This is a genomic window from Micromonospora sp. WMMD737, from assembly GCF_049179055.1.
Lineage (GTDB): Bacteria > Actinomycetota > Actinomycetes > Mycobacteriales > Micromonosporaceae > Micromonospora > Micromonospora reichwaldensis.
The window spans coordinates 475,702-491,609 of record NZ_JBMHMH010000001.1 but is presented as its reverse complement, the minus strand read 5'-3'; the positions used below and the strand labels follow the sequence as shown (position 1 = coordinate 491,609).

General features: G+C 74.5%; 13 protein-coding genes. 8 read left to right on the top strand and 5 right to left on the bottom strand.

The genetic code is table 11. The features are described from left to right. Positions 1–9 precede the first annotated feature (9 nt). From ACN27A_RS01415 to ACN27A_RS01400, 4 genes are all read left to right on the top strand, one after another. Positions 10–279, top strand: a complete 270-nt coding sequence (locus ACN27A_RS01415) for a metal-sensitive transcriptional regulator (RefSeq protein ID WP_089000744.1) — start codon at positions 10–12, stop codon at positions 277–279. 136 nt (positions 280–415) lie between these two features. After that, positions 416–1,819, top strand: coding sequence for an MBL fold metallo-hydrolase (locus ACN27A_RS01410; RefSeq protein WP_421449170.1), 1,404 nt, complete (start codon positions 416–418; stop codon positions 1,817–1,819). 186 nt (positions 1,820–2,005) lie between these two features. After that, the gene (locus ACN27A_RS01405; RefSeq protein ID WP_421449168.1) at positions 2,006–2,611 is read left to right on the top strand and encodes a rhodanese-like domain-containing protein; all 606 of its coding nucleotides are present in this window, start codon (positions 2,006–2,008) and stop codon (positions 2,609–2,611) included. Continuing rightward, positions 2,608–3,543, top strand: a complete 936-nt coding sequence (locus ACN27A_RS01400) for a sulfite exporter TauE/SafE family protein (RefSeq protein ID WP_421449167.1) — start codon at positions 2,608–2,610, stop codon at positions 3,541–3,543. The genes ACN27A_RS01405 and ACN27A_RS01400 overlap by 4 nt, the downstream gene beginning before the upstream one ends. A gap of 6 nt (positions 3,544–3,549) precedes the next feature. Here the strand turns inward: ACN27A_RS01400 and ACN27A_RS01395 are convergent, their stop codons facing one another. After that, complete coding sequence (locus ACN27A_RS01395) at positions 3,550–4,554, bottom strand: alcohol dehydrogenase catalytic domain-containing protein (RefSeq protein ID WP_421458342.1); 1,005 nt, start codon at positions 4,552–4,554, stop codon at positions 3,550–3,552. A gap of 133 nt (positions 4,555–4,687) precedes the next feature. Between ACN27A_RS01395 and ACN27A_RS01390 the strand changes: the two genes are divergently transcribed. Together ACN27A_RS01390 and ACN27A_RS01385 are read left to right on the top strand one after the other, a co-directional pair. Beyond that, positions 4,688–5,401, top strand: a complete 714-nt coding sequence (locus tag ACN27A_RS01390) for a spermidine synthase (RefSeq protein WP_421449166.1) — start codon at positions 4,688–4,690, stop codon at positions 5,399–5,401. Positions 5,402–6,010: 609 nt separating this feature from the next. Continuing rightward, positions 6,011–6,187, top strand: coding sequence for a hypothetical protein (locus tag ACN27A_RS01385; protein WP_421449165.1), 177 nt, complete (start codon positions 6,011–6,013; stop codon positions 6,185–6,187). Here ACN27A_RS01385 and ACN27A_RS01380 read toward each other — a convergent pair. Beyond that, a complete protein-coding gene (locus tag ACN27A_RS01380) occupies positions 6,144–7,772 on the bottom strand; it encodes a glycosyltransferase 87 family protein (RefSeq protein ID WP_421449163.1) in 1,629 nt (542 codons plus the stop codon). The two genes, ACN27A_RS01385 and ACN27A_RS01380, sit on opposite strands and share 44 nt — an antisense overlap. 108 nt (positions 7,773–7,880) lie before the next feature. Between ACN27A_RS01380 and ACN27A_RS01375 the strand changes: the two genes are divergently transcribed. Further along, a complete protein-coding gene (locus tag ACN27A_RS01375) occupies positions 7,881–9,575 on the top strand; it encodes a long-chain-fatty-acid--CoA ligase (RefSeq protein WP_421449160.1) in 1,695 nt (564 codons plus the stop codon). 157 nt (positions 9,576–9,732) lie between these two features. On the opposite strand, the gene ACN27A_RS01370 is transcribed toward ACN27A_RS01375, so the two are convergent. Next, on the bottom strand, positions 9,733–10,098 hold the full coding sequence (locus tag ACN27A_RS01370) for a hypothetical protein (protein WP_358122024.1): 366 nt from the start codon (positions 10,096–10,098) through the stop codon (positions 9,733–9,735). Positions 10,099–10,220: 122 nt separating this feature from the next. After that, positions 10,221–12,038: an acyl-CoA dehydrogenase gene (locus tag ACN27A_RS01365; protein ID WP_421449157.1), complete on the bottom strand. Its 1,818-nt coding sequence runs from the start codon at positions 12,036–12,038 to the stop codon at positions 10,221–10,223. Positions 12,039–12,761: 723 nt separating this feature from the next. On the opposite strand from ACN27A_RS01365, the gene ACN27A_RS01360 reads away from it, so the two are divergent. Then, positions 12,762–14,342, top strand: coding sequence for a pectate lyase family protein (locus tag ACN27A_RS01360; protein WP_421449156.1), 1,581 nt, complete (start codon positions 12,762–12,764; stop codon positions 14,340–14,342). Between the two features lie 168 nt (positions 14,343–14,510). Here ACN27A_RS01360 and ACN27A_RS01355 read toward each other — a convergent pair whose 3' ends face one another. Next, positions 14,511–15,683 carry an alanine--tRNA ligase-related protein gene (locus ACN27A_RS01355; RefSeq protein WP_421449155.1) on the bottom strand — a complete coding sequence of 391 codons (1,173 nt, stop codon included), beginning with the start codon at positions 15,681–15,683 and terminating at the stop codon, positions 14,511–14,513. Between the last annotated feature and the right edge of the window lie 225 nt (positions 15,684–15,908).

Genomic DNA, 15,908 nt, shown 5'->3' with positions numbered 1-15,908 from the left:
AGGCGCGCGGTGAAGCTGCGACCCGAGATGACGAGCGAGGCCCTGACCCGCCTGAAGCGGGCCCGGGGTCAGCTCAACGCGGTCATCGAGATGATGGAGACCGGTCAGGACTGCCGCGAGGCGCTGACCCAGCTCGCGGCGGTGTCGAAGGCGATCGACCGGGCCGGCTTCAAGATCATCGCTTCCGGCATGAGGCACTGCACCGCCGCCCGCGAGCGGGGCGACTCCCCGGAGATGACCGAGGAGGAGCTGGAGAAGCTCTTCCTCGCCCTCGCCTGACCGCCACCTGAAGAAACGCACCGCACACGTTGCGTGACAGCGACGTGTGCGGGTAGACAGATTGCACACGTCACCACCCCCGACGTGTGCCCGCCACATACCCCCCGGGGTATTTGATCCCACAAGGAGCACGGCAATGGCAGTTGAGGTGTCCGTCATCGCGACGTCCTCGCTCGGCGACCGCAGCTACCTGGCCTCCGACGGCACGGTGGCGATCGTGGTCGACCCGCAGCGCGACATCGACCGGATCCTGTACCTCGCGGGCGAGAAGGGCGTACGCGTCACCCACGTGGTGGAGACCCACATCCACAACGACTACGTCTCCGGCGGCCTGGAGCTGGCCCGGCTGACCGGCGCCCGCTACCTCGTCGCCGCGGACGACGAGGTCGACTTCGACCGGACGCCGGTCGCCGACGGCGACACCGTGCCCGTCTCCGGCGCGCTGCGGCTGCGGGTGCTCGCCACGCCGGGACACACGTTCCACCACCTGTCGTACGTGCTCGACGAGGCCGACGACTCCGGCTGGCGCCCGGTCGGCGTCTTCACCGGCGGCTCGCTGCTCTTCGGCACCACCGGGCGCACCGACCTGCTCGGCGGGGAGCACGCCCACGAACTCGCCCACCACCAGCACGCCTCGGCCCGGCGCCTGGCCGACCTGCTGCCCGACGGCGCCGAGGTGTGGCCCACCCACGGCTTCGGCAGCTTCTGCTCCGCCAGCCAGGCCGACGCGCCCGAGTCGACGATCGGCCGGGAGAAGCGGGCGAACCCCGTGCTGCGACTCGCCGCCGACGAGTTCGTCACCGAGACCCTCGCCGGGCTCGACGCCTACCCGGCGTACTACGCCCACATGGGGGTGGCGAACCTCGCCGGCCCGACGCCGGTGGACCTCACCCCGGTCGCCCGGGCCGACGCCGCCGAGCTGCGGGAGCGGATCGCCGCCGGCCAGTGGGTCGTCGACCTGCGCCACCGCAAGGCGTACGCCACGTCGCACCTGGCGGGCACGGTCGCCCTCGGACTCGACGGCCCGATGTCGACCTGGCTCGGCTGGCTCATCGACTGGGGCGCACCGCTCACCCTGCTGGCGGAGACCGAGGAGCAGGTCGCCGACGCCCAGCGCGAACTGGTCCGCATCGGCATCGACAGGCCGGCCGCCCAGGCCACCGGCGACCCCGACCGGTGGTCCACCGGGCCGGGACAGCTCCGCGAGCTGCGGATGGCCGACTTTCCCGCGCTGGCCGCCGCCCGGGCCGGCGACACCCCGGCGGGGCTGCCCGCCCCGGACGTGGTGCTCGACGTCCGGATGACCAACGAGTGGACCGCCGGTCACGTCGAGGGCGCCGTGCACATCCCCCTGCCCGACCTGCCCGGGCGCCTCGCCGAGGTGCCCGCCGGCACCGTCTGGGTGCACTGCGGCTCCGGCTACCGGGCCACGGTCGCCGCGTCCCTGCTGGCCAACGCGGGTCGTGAGGTCGTCGTGATCGACGACAAGTTCGGCCGGGCCGAAGCCTCGGGGGTTGCCATGAGCCCCGGCGACGCCTGACCGATCCCGTGACCTCCTCCGGCACCGCCTGACCGGTCCCGCACCGCCGACCCCGCCCCCTGCGTACGCGCGGGCCACCACCGGTCGTCCGCGCGGTGACGCGCGCCCGCCGCTGGACGACGCCGACCGACGGCGGTCCGGCTCACCCTGCCCCCTGACAAGCGATCGACCCCTGAACGAGGAGAGATGAGCACTTCACCCGACGCCCTGCCCGCCACCCTCGACGCCGCCACGCTGCGCGAGCTGATCGACTCCGGCCGCGCTCCGCGCATGCTGGACGTGCGCACCCCCGCGGAGTTCGAGACGGCCCACGTCCCCGGCGCCCACAACGTGCCGCTCGACATGCTCCGGGAGCACCGCGAGGAGCTGCGGCCGCACCTCGACGAGACGGTGGTGCTCATCTGCCGCTCCGGGGCCCGCGCCACCCGGGCCGGGCAGGCCCTCGCGGGCGTCGGGCTACCCGACATCAGGATCCTCGACGGCGGGATGACCGCGTGGCAGGCCGCCCAGGGCCCGGTCCGACGGGGCACCCCCCGCTGGGAGCTGGAGCGGCAGGTCCGCCTCGTCGCCGGCTCGATCGTCCTGCTCAGCGTCCTCGGTTCGGTGTTCGTACCCGGTTTGAAGTGGGTCGCCGGCCTCATCGGCGCCGGCCTCACCTTCGCCGCCGTCACCGACACCTGCGCGATGGGCATGCTGCTCGGCAGGCTCCCCTACAACCGCGGCGCGAGCTGCGACGTGCAGACCGTCGTCGGTCGGCTCGGAGACCACCCGACGCCCCGGCCCCTGCCGTGACCGGCAGCCTCGCGCTGACCGTCGCGCTGGCCGTCCTCATCGGGACGAGCCTCGGCCTGCTCGGCGGCGGCGGGTCCATCCTCGCCGTACCGCTGCTGGTCTACGTGGCCGGTCTGCCGGCCCGCGAGGCGATCGCCACCTCGCTGCTCGTCGTCGGGGTGACCAGTGCCGTCGGCGCGCTGCCGCACGCCCGGGCCGGCCGGGTCCGGTGGCGCACCGGCCTGCTCTTCGGAGCCGCGGGCATGGCCGGCGCGTACGGCGGCGGACGCCTCGCCGCGTTCGTCCCGCCCGCCGTCCTGCTCGCCGGCTTCGCCGTCATGATGCTCGCCACCGCGACGGCCATGCTGCGGGGCCGGCACGACGGCGTTGGGCGGCAGCGGCGTGAGCTGCCCGTGGCGCGGGTGCTCCTCGACGGCGTCGTGGTCGGACTGGTCACCGGGCTGGTCGGCGCGGGCGGCGGGTTCCTGGTGGTGCCGGCCCTCGCACTGCTCGGCGGCCTGCCGATGCCGGTCGCGGTCGGCACCTCGCTCGTGGTCATCGCCATGAAGTCGTTCGCCGGGCTGGCCGGCTACCTGTCCACCGTCGACGTCGACCCGGGCCTGGCCGCCGCCGTCACCGCCGCGGCCGTGCTCGGCAGCCTGGCCGGCGGCCGGCTGGCCGGACGCGTCCGCGAGGACGTGCTGCGCCGCGCGTTCGGCTGGTTCGTGGCGGCGATGGGCGTGTTCGTCCTGGCCGGGCAACTGCCCACACCCCTGCGGACGGATCCCCTGCTGTGGACCGTCGCCCTGCTGACCGCGGCTACGGCGGCTACGGCGGTCGTGCGGCACCGCCGCCGCTTCGGCCGGCCGGACCGGCAGGCCGGGCCCGACCATCGGGACCGGCCCGACCATCAGAGCCCAGCCGACCGGCGGGACCGGCCCGACCTGACGTAGCAATCGTCAGGGGCGCAGGATCAGCCGGATCGGGTCGCCCTGCTTGGTCTGCACCCGGCGCACCGCCTCCTCGGCGTCGGCCAGCGGCAGCACGTCGCTGATCGACGCCGACAGGTCGAGCCGACGCTGCCGGGCCAGGGACACCAACTGCTCGACGTGCTCGCCCTCCGAGCCGTAGTGGCCGAGCACCGCCTGCTGGAAGTAGGTGAACGGGCTGTCCGAGGCGATCGTCACCGGCTTGTTGGCGATGCCCGCCAGCACCAGCCGGCCCCGGCGGCCCAGCACGGTCAGCGCCTGCTCGCGTACGGCGGTCACCCCGGCGAAGTCGAACGCGACGTCCAGCCCCCGCCCGCCCGTCAACTCCAGCACGGCCTCGCGGAACCCGGTGTCGGCCGGGTCGAGCACCGCGTCGGCCCCCAGGACCGCCGCCCGGTCCCGCGCCGCCGCCAGCGGTTCCACCGCGATCACCGGGGCCGCACCCACCAGGCGCAGCAGTTGGACGGCGTGCGCGCCCAGCCCGCCCACGCCCCACACCCCGACCGCCTCGCCGGGGCGGGTCCGCGCGGTGTCCGTCACCGCCGCCCAAGGGGTGGAGACCGCGTCGGGGATGATGCAGGCCTGCTCGAAGGGCAGGTCGTCCGGGATCGGCACGACGGTGTCCTCGCTGGCGACGACGTACTCGGCCCAGCCGCCGTCGTAGTCCACGCCCCGGGTCAGCACGGTGCCGCGCCGGTCCCGCTCCCCCGCCTGGAGCAGCACCCGCTGGCCGGGCTGCCAGCCCTCGACGTCGTCGCCGAACGCGTCGACCACCCCGGCGACCTCGTGCCCCAGCGTCACCGAGTCGCCGGGCAGGTACAGCGGCGTGAGGGTGCCGTCGATCAGGTGCACGTCCGACAGGCAGACCCCCGCCGCCTCGACCCGGACGCGCACCTGCCCGTCCTGCGGCTCGGGCACCGGCACCGACTCCATCCGCAGCGCCCGTTCCGTCAGGTGCAGCCGTCCGGCCAGCATCTCCGCCACCGCGCGCCCCCCTGCCCGGCCCCCGCTCGGGTGGCCCTCGACGGGTGGGCATACCCGGCCGGGCGGGAGGAATGCGCGTGCCGGCCGCCGGGGTCCGGGGCGGCGGCGGGTAGCATCCGGGCCCGTGGGCGTGCGATTCGAGGAACTGGCCTGGCGGGAGACCCCGATCGGCCTCATCAGCCTGCGCCGGCGCCGCGACCCGTCGCTCGACGTCGAGGTGTACGAGGTCAAGCTCGACGACGAGTACCTGATGTCCAGCCTCTTCCCCGTCGCGGAGATCGAGCTGGCCCGGCTGGGCCTGGCTCCCCTGTCCGGGCAGGGGCTCGACGTGGTCGTCGGCGGCCTCGGCCTCGGCTACACCGCCCGCACCGCGCTCTCCGACGAGCGGGTCGGCTCGCTGCTGGTGGTGGAGGCGATCGAGGACGTCATCGACTGGCACCGCCGGGGGCTGCTGCCCTTCGCCGCCGGGCTGGCCGCCGACCCGCGTACCCGGTTCGTGCGGGCCGACTTCTTCGCCGCGGTGGCCGACGGCACCGGCTTCGACCCGCGGGAGCCGGCGCGGCGGTTCCACGCCGTGCTGCTCGACGTGGACCACTCGCCGCGCAACGTGCTGCACCCCGGCCACGCCCCCTTCTACACCCCCGACGGCCTGCGCCGGCTCGCCGCCCACCTGCACCCGGACGGGGTGTTCGCCCTCTGGTCGGACGATCCGCCCGATGCCGACTTCGAGGCCGTCCTCGCCGAGGTGTTCCGTACCGCGCGGGCGCACGTCGTCCCGTTCGCCAACCCGCTGACCGGTGGGCAGTCGGCCAACACGGTCTACGTCGCCCAGCGCTGACCCGGTCACCGGGCACTGGGCGCCGGGCGCCGGGGCGCCGACCGAAACGCTGCACCTCCGGAGCGGGAGCCGCGGAAACCGGACGCCCCGCTGCTCCACCTGGCGAGGGCCCGCCGAGCTGAACAGCGGACGCCGCGCCTGATCGGCACCGACGCCCGGAGCACGCACCGCCGCATCCACTCGCGATCTTGGACAGTTATCGTTACCCGAGAACGACAACTGTCCAAGATCCATCCTGTCGGTCGGCGGCAGGGCAGCCCGCGGCGCACGTCGAGCGGCGGCGGGGCGGCCGGCGGCAGGGGCGGCAGGGGCGGCAGGTCGGCCGGCAACACGTCGGCCGGCGCCGACGGGCAAGGTAGCCGGATGGTCGGCGGACCGTCGTAGCCCTGCGGGCGTGCGCGGCGTACTCCCGTACCGCCGGCTTCCGGGCGGTGCTGGACGCGGTGCTGGCCGACGCGGCGGCCCGGACCACGACGGTGATGTCAGCGGAAATGTGCGCCACCGGCGTGCCGCGCGAGGACTTCGCCGGTCGTGCCGGCATGGCCGGGTGCGGGCCGGGAAGGCAGACGGCCAGGCCGCGCCGCGCGGCCGGAGTCACGGGAGGTGGACATGCGAGCCATGCTCTGGGCCGTCGGCGTCGTCGCCGGCGCGCTCATCCTGCTCGGGCTGCTGCTGGAGGCGGTCCGCTGGCTGGTGATCATCGGCGTGGTGGCGCTGGTCGCGGTCGTCGTCATGGGGGTGGTCAAGGGCCGGCGGGCGGTGCGCCATTCCGCCGGGCGCCGCTGACGGCGAGCGCGGCGGCCAACTCCTCGTCGTAGGTCGCGATCGGGTGCCCGTCGGCCGCGTAGGCGACCAGCCGGCCGTGGGTCATGGTCGCCGAGCGGAACGAGAACGTCCGGGGGCCCGGGTAGGGCGCGAGCAGTGGAACGACCCGGGGCGCGCCACCGGGGGCGGAGTGGTATTCCAGCCGGGCGACGGCGGGCGACACCACCCCGTTGACGCGGACCTTGGTCTTCTCCCTGCGGGTGCCGAAGGTGACCGGCGCGTCCGTGCCGTACGCGGCGCACTCCGCCGGGCCCCGGCAGACGAAGAAGTAGCGCGGGTTGGCAACGTCGGAGAGTGCGTACGCCTTGAAGGTCGGATCGGCGCCGGCGGGCAGCGGCTGCACGGCGAAGAACGCCACGGCCAGCGCGGCGGTCGTGCCCACCCGCAGCCAGCCGCGGGTCGCCGGGGACCGTCGACCCGCGCCGGCCGCGGCCAGCGCCGCCCCGCCGAACCCGGCGAGGCAGAGCACACCGACGCCGAGGGCGCGGGCGTTCTCGAGGAGGAACTGCACCCCGGACGTGGTCGAGACCGGCCTGAGCGCCACCCCCAGCGAGACCACCATGGTCACCAGCAGGGCGCCGCCGGCGACCCGCCGGGCGACCCCGTCGGCCCCGATCAGCAGCATCGCCGCCAGCACCGGCCAGATCTGGTGGTGCGTCCAGGACACGGGGGACGCGGCGACGGTCGCGCAGCCGACGAGCACGGCGGCGTGGCCGGGGCGCCCGTGCGCGGCCAGGTGCCGGGCCCGCAGCAGGGCCACCGCGCAGACGACGGCCACCAGGGCCGCCCAGAGCAGCGGCAGCGACGCCTGGTCGAGGCCGAGGCGCAGCAGCATGCCGTGCACCGACTGGTTGCCCAGCGAGGCCAGGTTGCCGATCCGGGACGTGTTGCGCACCGCCTCGGTCCAGTACGTCCAGCTCTCCGTCGGGAGAACCACCGCGCCCAGCGCGGCGCAGGCCAGGAACGTGACGACGGCCCGCCCGGCGTCCCGGTAGCGGCCCGTGACGAGGAAGTAGACCACGAACAGCAGCGGGGTCAGTTTGATCGCGGCGGCCACCCCGACGAGGACGCCCCGCAGCCGGGCCGGGGGGACGCCCATGCCGTCGAGCAGCGCGAGCAGCACGATGAAGACGCTGACCTGGCCGAAGCGCAGATTGCTCTGCACCGGCGCGGAGAGCATCAGGGCGCAGGCGACGGCCGGCACGACCAGGTGCCGCCGTGGCCCGGCGGCCAGTACGCGGCCGACCGGCACCGCGATGGCGACCACCGCGAGGCAGATCAGCGCCAGCCAGACCCCCTGCACGACCCCCTCGGCGACGGCCGAGACCGGCCAGAGCACGAGCGCGGCGAACGGCGGGTAGGTGAAGGGGCCGCCGTTCTCGGCGGCGAACTCGTACAGCGGCCGGCCGGCCTGCAGGTGAAGCAGCGCGCCACGATAGATGTGCAGGTCGGAGAGGCGGTCGGGGCGGAGCGTGACGAGCGCCGACGACCCGGCGGAGAGCAGGGCGAACACGGACCAGAGCGCCACGATCCGTCGATCCCGCACCGTCGGAGTCTACGACCGGGGCCGGTCGGACGGGGGACCCCGACGCTACCTACGCAACCGTAGGTTACCGTTAAGTAAAAGATGGTCCGGCACGGGCGGAGGAGAGACATGGACCTGAGTGCCGAGCGGCCCTGGCTGCGCAGCTACGCCCCGGGCGTGCCGGCGACCGTCGCGCCGTCCGACGAGTCGCTGGTCGACCTCCTGTGCGACGCCGCCCGCCGCTTCGGTCCCCGGATCGCCCTGGACTTCTTCGGCGCCACCACCACGTACGCCGACCTGGACGACCAGGTGGGCCGGGGAGCCGAGGCGCTGCGCCGGCTCGGCGTCGGCCGGGGCGACCGGGTGGCGCTGGTGCTGCCGAACTGCCCGCAGCACGTGGTCGCCTTCTACGCCGTGCTGCGGCTCGGCGCGGTGGTGGTGGAGCACAACCCGCTCTACACCGCGCAGGAGCTCACCCGGCAACTCGCCGACCACGGCGCCCGGGTCGCGGTGGTCTGGGACAAGGTGGCCCCCCTCGTCCGTGACGGCGCGGGCGCGACGGCCGTCGAGACCGTGGTCGCGGTGGACCTCACCCGGGCCCTGCCCCGGCGCAAGCGCTGGGCGCTGCGGCTGCCGCTGGCCCGGGCGCGGGCCACCCGCGCGGCGATGACCGGGCCCGCGCCCGGAGCGCTGTCCTGGGAGCGGCTGGTGGCCGAGGCGGGCCCGCTAGCCGCCGCGCACCCCGCCCCCGGCCCGGACGACACGGCGCTGTTGCAGTACACGGGCGGCACCACCGGCACGCCCAAGGGCGCCATCCTGAGCCACCGCAACCTGCGGACCAACGCGGCGCAGGGCCGCGCCTGGGTGCCGGGCCTGCGCGACGGTGAGGAGACGGTGTACGCGGTGCTGCCGCTGTTCCACGCGTACGGGCTGACGCTCTGCCTCACCTTCTCGGTGGGCATCGGCGCCACGCTGGTGCTGTTCCCCCGCTTCGACCTGGACCAGACGCTGGCGGCGGTGCGTCGCCGGCCGCCCACCTTCCTGCCCGCAGTCCCGCCGATCTACGAGAAGCTCGCCACGGTCGCCCGGGAACGCGGGATCGACCTCTCCTCGGCCCGGTACGCCATCTCCGGCGCCATGGCGCTGCCCCCGGCGACGGTCGAGCTGTGGGAGTCGGTCACCGGCGGGCTGCCCGTCGAGGGCTACGGCATGACCGAGACCTCCCCCGTCGCGCTCGGCAACCCGGTCTCCCCCGCCCGCCGGCCGGGCACGGTCGGCGTGCCGTTCCCGTCCACCGACATCCGCATCGTCGACCCCGAGGACCCGTCGCGCGACCGCGCCCCGGGTGAGGCGGGCGAGCTGCTGATCCGGGGGCCGCAGGTGTTCGCCGGCTACTGGAACCGCCCGGCGGAGACGGCGGCGGCGCTGCTGCCCGACGGCTGGCTGCGCACCGGGGACGTCGTGGTGGCCGACGCCGACGGCTTCGTCAGCGTGGTCGACCGGATCAAGGAGCTGATCATCACCGGCGGGTTCAACGTCTACCCGTCGGAGGTGGAGGACGCGCTGCGCCGCGTTCCCGGCGTCCGCGACGCCGCGGTGGTCGGCCTGCCCGGCGAGCACGGCGGCGAGGAGGTGGTGGGGGCGGTCGTCCTGGACGAGGGCACCGAGCCACCTGACGAGGCGAGCCTGCGGGCGGCGTGCCGGCGGCATCTGGCCGGCTACAAGGTGCCCCGCCGCGTGGTCGTCGTCGAGGACCTGCCCCGCTCCCAGATCGGCAAGGTCCTGCGCCGCGAGGTCCGCGACCGGCTGCTCGCCGACGGCTGAGACCGCCGGGCCCGGCACCACGATGGCGCGTGAGGAGGTGTCGCGGGCCCGGCGGTGCGGCGGCGGGTGGTGCGGATCGGGGCGGGCGGCACCCGTCGAGCGGCCCGCGTCGGCCGGCCGCCCGTCGAGCGGCGAGATCGCCCCGGCCGCCGCGCGGTCAGGCGACGGGCGGGCCGGCCCGCAGGACGCGTCGGGCCCGGCGGCGGTCGAGCCACCGCGGCTCGGGCGGGTCCGTCGGATCGACGCCGGTGACCAGATCCAGCAGGATCAGCGCCCAGAAGCCGGCCGCGCTGAGCATGTTGCGGGCGCGGCCCGGCTCCGGCGCTCCCGGCGGCAGCACGACCTGCGCCCACCGCCAGGCCACCCAGGCGGTCTCCCGGTCCGGGTGGTGCCGTCCGGAGCGGCTGAGCAGCCGGACCTCGCGTCGCGCGGGAGCCGGCAGCCGCCACCAGCGCCGCAGGGTCTCCAGCCGCTCCTCGGCTCCGTCTGCGGGCGGCGGAACGGTCACGTCACCGGGGTTCATGGCTGGCAAGGATAGGCGGGCCGCGCACCAACGATCCCGGCGGGACAGCGCTCCCCGCGGGGCGGCGGGACCGGCGAGGGCAGCGGAACCGGCCGGGGGCAGCGGAACCGGCCGGGGGCGGGTCAGAACCAGTCGTCGCGCATCTCCAGCGTGGTTCGGTCGAGGCTGTCCAGCAGGTCGAACTGCGGGCCGGTGCGGGGCAGCTCGTGCCGGAAGAAGTACCGGGCGGCCTGCCGCTTGCCGGCGTGCAGGTCGGCGTCCGGGCCGTCGCCGGGGTCGCCGGCCGCCTCGACGACGAGAAGCTGCTCCAGCCACATCCACGCGATCACCACGTGGCCGACCGCCTCCAGGTAGACGCTGGCGTTGGCCAGCGCCACCTCCGGGTCGCCGGTGCTCCACAGTCGCCGGGTGACCAGGGCGACCCGGTCGAGGGCGGCGCCGAGCGGGGCGGCCAGCTCGGCGGCCTCGCCCCCGGCCTGCCACGCGCGGGTGGTCGTGGCCCGGACCGTCTCCACCAGCAGCGCCAGCCCGGCCCCGTCGCGCATGGTGACCTTGCGCCCCAGCAGGTCCAGCGCCTGGATGCCGTGGGTGCCCTCGTGGATCGGGTTGAGCCGGTTGTCGCGCCAGTGCTGCTCGACGTCGTAGTCGCGGGTGTAGCCGGAGCCGCCGTGCACCTGGATGGCCAGGTCGTTGGCGGCCAGGCACCACTGCGACGGCCAGCTCTTCGCGATCGGGGTGAGCACGTCCAGCAGCAGCCGCGCCCGCTCCCGGTCCGCCGCGTCCGGCGCGGTCTTCTCCTCGTCGAGCAGCCGACCGCAGTAGAGGACGAGCGCCAGGGCGCCCTCCACGTAGCTCTTCTGCGCCAGCAGCATCCGGCGTACGTCCGGGTGGGCGACGATGGGCACCTGCGGCGCGGCCGGATCCTTGTCGGCCAGCGGTCGGCCCTGCGGGCGCTGGCGGGCGTACGCGAGGGACTTGAGGTAGCCGGTGTAGCCGAGTGCGGTGGCGCCGGCACCCACCCCGACGCGCGCCTCGTTCATCATGTGGAACATCTGCGCCAGGCCCTGGTGCGGCTCGCCGACCAGGTAGCCGACCGCGCCGGGGCGCCCGCCGGGCCGGTGCACGCCCTCGCCGAAGTTGAGCAGCGTGTTGGTGGTGCCCCGGTAGCCCATCTTGTGGTTGAGGCCGACCAGCACGACGTCGTTGCGGGCGCCGAGCGCGCCGTCGTCGCCGAGCAGCACCTTCGGCACGATGAACAGCGAGATCCCCTTGACCCCGGGCGGGCCGCCGGGGATCCGGGCGAGCACCAGGTGGACGATGTTCTCCGACAGCTCGTGGTCGCCGCCGGAGATCCACATCTTGGTGCCGTGCAGCCGGTACGTCCCGTCGTCCTGCGGCTCGGCGCGGGTGGTGATGTCGGCCAGCGAGCTGCCCGCCTGCGGCTCGGACAGGCACATCGTGCCGAAGAAGCGCCCCTGCACCATCGGGCGGACCCAGGTGTCGATCTGCTCGGGGCTGCCGTGCGCCAGCAGCAGGTTGGCGTTGCCGAGGGTCAGCAGCGGGTACGCCGAGGTGCCGGCGTTGGCGGCCTGGAGCCAGGCGAAGCAGGCGGCCCGTACGACGTGCGGCAGCTGCATGCCGCCGACGGACGCGTCCATGCCGGCGCCCAGCAGCCCGGTCTCGGCGAAGACGTCGAGGGCCTGCTTGACCTGCGCGATGGTGTGCACCCGGCGGCCGTCGAAGGTGGGCTCGGCGAGGTCGGCGGCCCGGTTGTGCGGGGCGAACCGTTCGGTGGCGACCCGCTCGGCGAGCTCCAGCACGGCGTCGAAGGTCTCCCGGGAGTGCTCGGCGTAGCGGTGCCGCTCGGTCAGCCGGGTCACGTTCAGCCAGTCGTGCAGCAGGAAGCGCAGGTCGCGACGGGAGAGCAGGGTGGACGACACGGGTCTCCTTCCGTCGACGGGCGGGCCGTCGGCCGCGGCGCGGCCCGGCGACGCCCTCGCGCAGGTCATCCTGTCTGATCCGGCCGGCCACCGCACCACCCGACGCCGCGTCGCCGGGTGCCCCGGGGCCGTGGCGCGGCAACGCCGCCGGACCTCCGGCCGGGGACGGAGCACGCCACCGGCGCCCGCGGCCTCCGCGCTGGCGACCCACGTCCGTGCCCCCGCCACCGGCGCCCGCGGCCTCCGCGCTGGCGACCCACGTCCGTGCCCCCGCCACCGGCGCCCGCGGCCTCCGCGCTGGCGGCTCACGTCAGTGCCGCCGCTATCGACAGTGCCGGGATGACGACCGAGTACAGCGGCACCGGCGACCCCGCGCGCAGCGGCACGGACGTTGGCTGCCGGGGTGGGCGGAGCGGGGCATCACACCGCAATCCGGACAGGTTCTTGCCATATCGATAGACGGGTCCCTATCCTCGCTGGAAAGCGCTTTCCGGGCACGGGCGACGGCACCACCAGAGCGGATCTTGGCGGCCTGGCGGCCGACGACCTCGACGGTCGAGGCCGAGGCGAACCGCCGACCCCGCTCCACATCGAGAAGAACACCCCACAGCCGGGTCGACCAGCGACCCGTCCGGCGGCCGGCGACACGTCGGCAGCCTCGACGGCCCGACCACGGCACGTGACAGCGACACCCGAAATTTCATACGAAGGTGAGGCACAAGGATGAGACGACCAGTCGCACTGCGACTCCAGGTGGCACTGGCCACGACAGCCGTCGGGGCCGCGCTCGGCGTGGCGGCCCTGCCGATGCAGCAGGCGTCGGCAGCCGCCGGCGCCGCCACCGGCTACGCGACCCAGAACGGCGGCACGACCGGCGGCGCGGGCGGGCAGACGGTACGGGTCAGCACGGGCACCGGGATCCACACGGCCCTGTGCACCCGGGCCAGCAGCAGCACCCCGATCATCATCGAGGTGCAGGGGACCATCAACCACGGCAACACCGCCAAGGTGTCGGGCGACAGCTGCAACACCGCCGCCGGCGTGATCGAGCTCAAGCAGATCAGCAACGTCACGATCATCGGGGTCGGCACCGGAGCCGTCTTCGACCAGCTGGGCATCCACATCCGCGACTCCAGCAACATCATCATCCGGAACGTGACGGTCCGGAACGTCAAGAAGTCGGGCTCGCCCACGTCCAACGGCGGTGACGCCATCGGCATGGAGAGCACCGTCCGCAACGTCTGGGTCGACCACGCCACCCTGGAGGCCTCGGGCGGGGAGTCGGAGGGGTACGACGGCCTCTTCGACATGAAGGACAACGTCCAGTACGTGACGCTGTCGTACAGCATCCTGCGCAACTCCGGCCGTGGCGGCCTCATCGGGTCCAGCGAGAGCGACCGCTCGAACGGCTTCGTCACGTTCCACCACAACCTGTACGAGAACATCGACTCCCGTACGCCCCTGCTGCGCGGCGGCATCGCGCACATCTACAACAACCACTACGTGAGCCTGCACGAGTCCGGCATCAACTCGCGGGCCGGGGCCAGGGCCAAGGTGGAGAACAACTACTTCCGGAACTCCAAGGACGTCCTGGGCACCTTCTACACCAGCGAGGCCGGCTACTGGCAGGTCGCCGGCAACGTCTTCGACAACGTGACCTGGTCCAGCCGCAGCGGCGACAACAACCCGGCCGGCCCGAACCCGGTGTCCAACACCAGCGTCAGCATCCCGTACTCGTACAGCCTGGACGGGGCCGCCTGCGTGCCGGACGTCGTCCGCCAGACGGCGGGCGCCAACACCGGCCTGCGCGAGTCGAACGGCAGCTGCTCGCCGCAGACGCCGGCACCGACGCCGACCACCCCCACGCCGGGGCCGACCAGCAGCCCGACCCCCGGGCCGACCAGCAGCCCCACCCCTGGGCCGACGAACCCGCCCAGCGGGAGCAACCTCAGCATCGGCGCCGGCTCCGACGGCTCCAGCAAGGCCGACGGCACGAGCTACGGCAACGTGCGTGACGGCAGCCTGAGCACCCACTGGTCGCCGTCGGGCGCGACCGGCGACATCTCGATCAAGTGGGGTTCCGCCACCAGGGTGGCCCGGGTCGTCATCCGTGAGCCGTCGGGCACCCAGGGCAGCATCGGGTCCTGGCAGCTCGTCAACCACGGCACCGGCGCCGTTTTGGCCTCCGGCAGCGGGGCGGGCGTCATCACCTTCCCCTCGACGTCCCTGACCAAGATCACGTTCAGGATCACCGGTTCGAGCGGTGCGCCGAAGGTCGCCGAGTTCGAGACCTACGCCAGCTAGTTGCCAGCTCCCGCTGCCGTCCGGGACCGGCGACCCGGTCCCGGACGGCAGCGGCAGCCCGGTTCCGGACGGCAGCGACAGCCCGGCGTCCGCGCGGCGAGCGCCGCCGCCGCCGGTCCCTTGGGCGACGAGCGACGCGCGCCGCGCGCCGCGCGCCGGGCGAGGACGTCAGGCCACCTCGGCGAGCAGGCCGTCGACGAGGTCGCGCGGCAACCCGTGGGTGTCGTGCAGATCGCGGTAGTCCTCCTCGGTCAGCGGTCCCCGGGACCGGCGCCGGGAGACCACCGGCCGCCCGCGCCGCAGCAGCTCCCGGAACCGCCGTTCCTCGCCGGAGAACACGTCCCGCACCTCGTCCACGCCGACGGGCTGCCGGAACCCGTCGAGGGTGTGCCGTACCGGCCCGGTCGGCAGGTCGGACAGGGTCCTGGACGCGTCGTCGCGCCACAGCGTGGTGAACGTCCGGCGCAACAGCCGGCGCAGCACGTAGCCGCGGCCGGTGTTCGATGGCCGTACGCCGTCGCCGACCACCGCCACGCCCGTGCGCAGGTGGTCGCCGACGAGGCGCAGCGACGCGTCGCGCAGGCCCCACACGTCGGACACGTCGCGCACCCACGGCACGAGGCCCTCGCCCTCGTGGACCGAGCGGTGCCCGCGCAGCACCATCTCCAGCCGTTCGAGGCCCATCCCGGTGTCCACGTTGGGCTGGCGCAGCGGCGTCAGCCGGCCGTCGGGGTGCCGGTGGTAGCGCATCCCCACGTGGTTCCAGACCTCCATCCACCGCTCGTCGGTGCCGGGGGTGCCGTGGGGCGGGCCGTCGTCGGTCCAGAGGAAGATCTCGGTGTCGGGACCGCACGGCCCGGTCGGGCCGTTGGACCACCAGTTCTCCTCCCCCGTCAGTTCCACGGGCACACCCAGCTCGCCCCACGTGCGCAGCGAGGGCTCGTCGGGGCCGACCCGGTCGTCGCCGCCGAAGACCGTCGCGTGCATCCGGTCGTGCGGCACGCCGAAGCCGTCGCGCAGCAGTTCGTAGCCCCACCGCACGCTGCGGGGCAGGTCGTAGTCGCCGAGCGACCAGGAGCCCAGCATCCGGAACAGGGTCAGGTGGGTGGAGTCGCCCACCTCGTCCAGGTCGGTGGTGCGCAGGCAGCGCTGCACGTTCACCAGCCGCCGACCCAGCGGGTGGGGCCGACCCTCCAGGTAGGGGGTCAGGGGGTGCATCCCGGAGGTGGTGAAGAGCACCGGGTCGCCCGGCGGCGGGATCAGGGAGCCGTCGGGCACGAGTTCGTGGCCGCGCTCGCGGAAGAAGTCGAGGAACGTGCGGCTGATCGGGTCGTACGTCATGGCGGTGGCCTTTCCGGTTTTGACGACCGGAAAGGGTCCGCCGCCGGCGACCGGCGGGCCGACGGGAACGAAGAAGCCGGCGGACCGTTTCCGGTCGTCGGCGGGTGATGGTGAGGTCAGGCGGCGGCGACCGACGAGCGCGAAGCTCGCGCGGCCGCGGCGGCGAAGAGGTGCCTGATCTGCATGCCCCGACTGTACGGGGACACCGCGCCGCCGCCCAGCGCG

What these genes read in the sequence shown, in the direction of transcription:
- ACN27A_RS01410 (WP_421449170.1), top strand. Translation starts at nt 416, where the DNA reads ATGGCAGTTGAGGTGTCCGTCATCGCGACGTCCTCGCTCGGCGACCGC.
- ACN27A_RS01405 (WP_421449168.1), top strand. Translation starts at nt 2,006, where the DNA reads ATGAGCACTTCACCCGACGCCCTGCCCGCCACCCTCGACGCCGCCACG.
- ACN27A_RS01395 (WP_421458342.1), bottom strand. Translation starts at nt 4,554, where the DNA reads ATGCTGGCCGGACGGCTGCACCTGACGGAACGGGCGCTGCGGATGGAG.
- ACN27A_RS01385 (WP_421449165.1), top strand. Translation starts at nt 6,011, where the DNA reads ATGCGAGCCATGCTCTGGGCCGTCGGCGTCGTCGCCGGCGCGCTCATC.
- ACN27A_RS01375 (WP_421449160.1), top strand. Translation starts at nt 7,881, where the DNA reads ATGGACCTGAGTGCCGAGCGGCCCTGGCTGCGCAGCTACGCCCCGGGC.
- ACN27A_RS01370 (WP_358122024.1), bottom strand. Translation starts at nt 10,098, where the DNA reads ATGAACCCCGGTGACGTGACCGTTCCGCCGCCCGCAGACGGAGCCGAG.
- ACN27A_RS01360 (WP_421449156.1), top strand. Translation starts at nt 12,762, where the DNA reads ATGAGACGACCAGTCGCACTGCGACTCCAGGTGGCACTGGCCACGACA.
- ACN27A_RS01355 (WP_421449155.1), bottom strand. Translation starts at nt 15,683, where the DNA reads ATGACGTACGACCCGATCAGCCGCACGTTCCTCGACTTCTTCCGCGAG.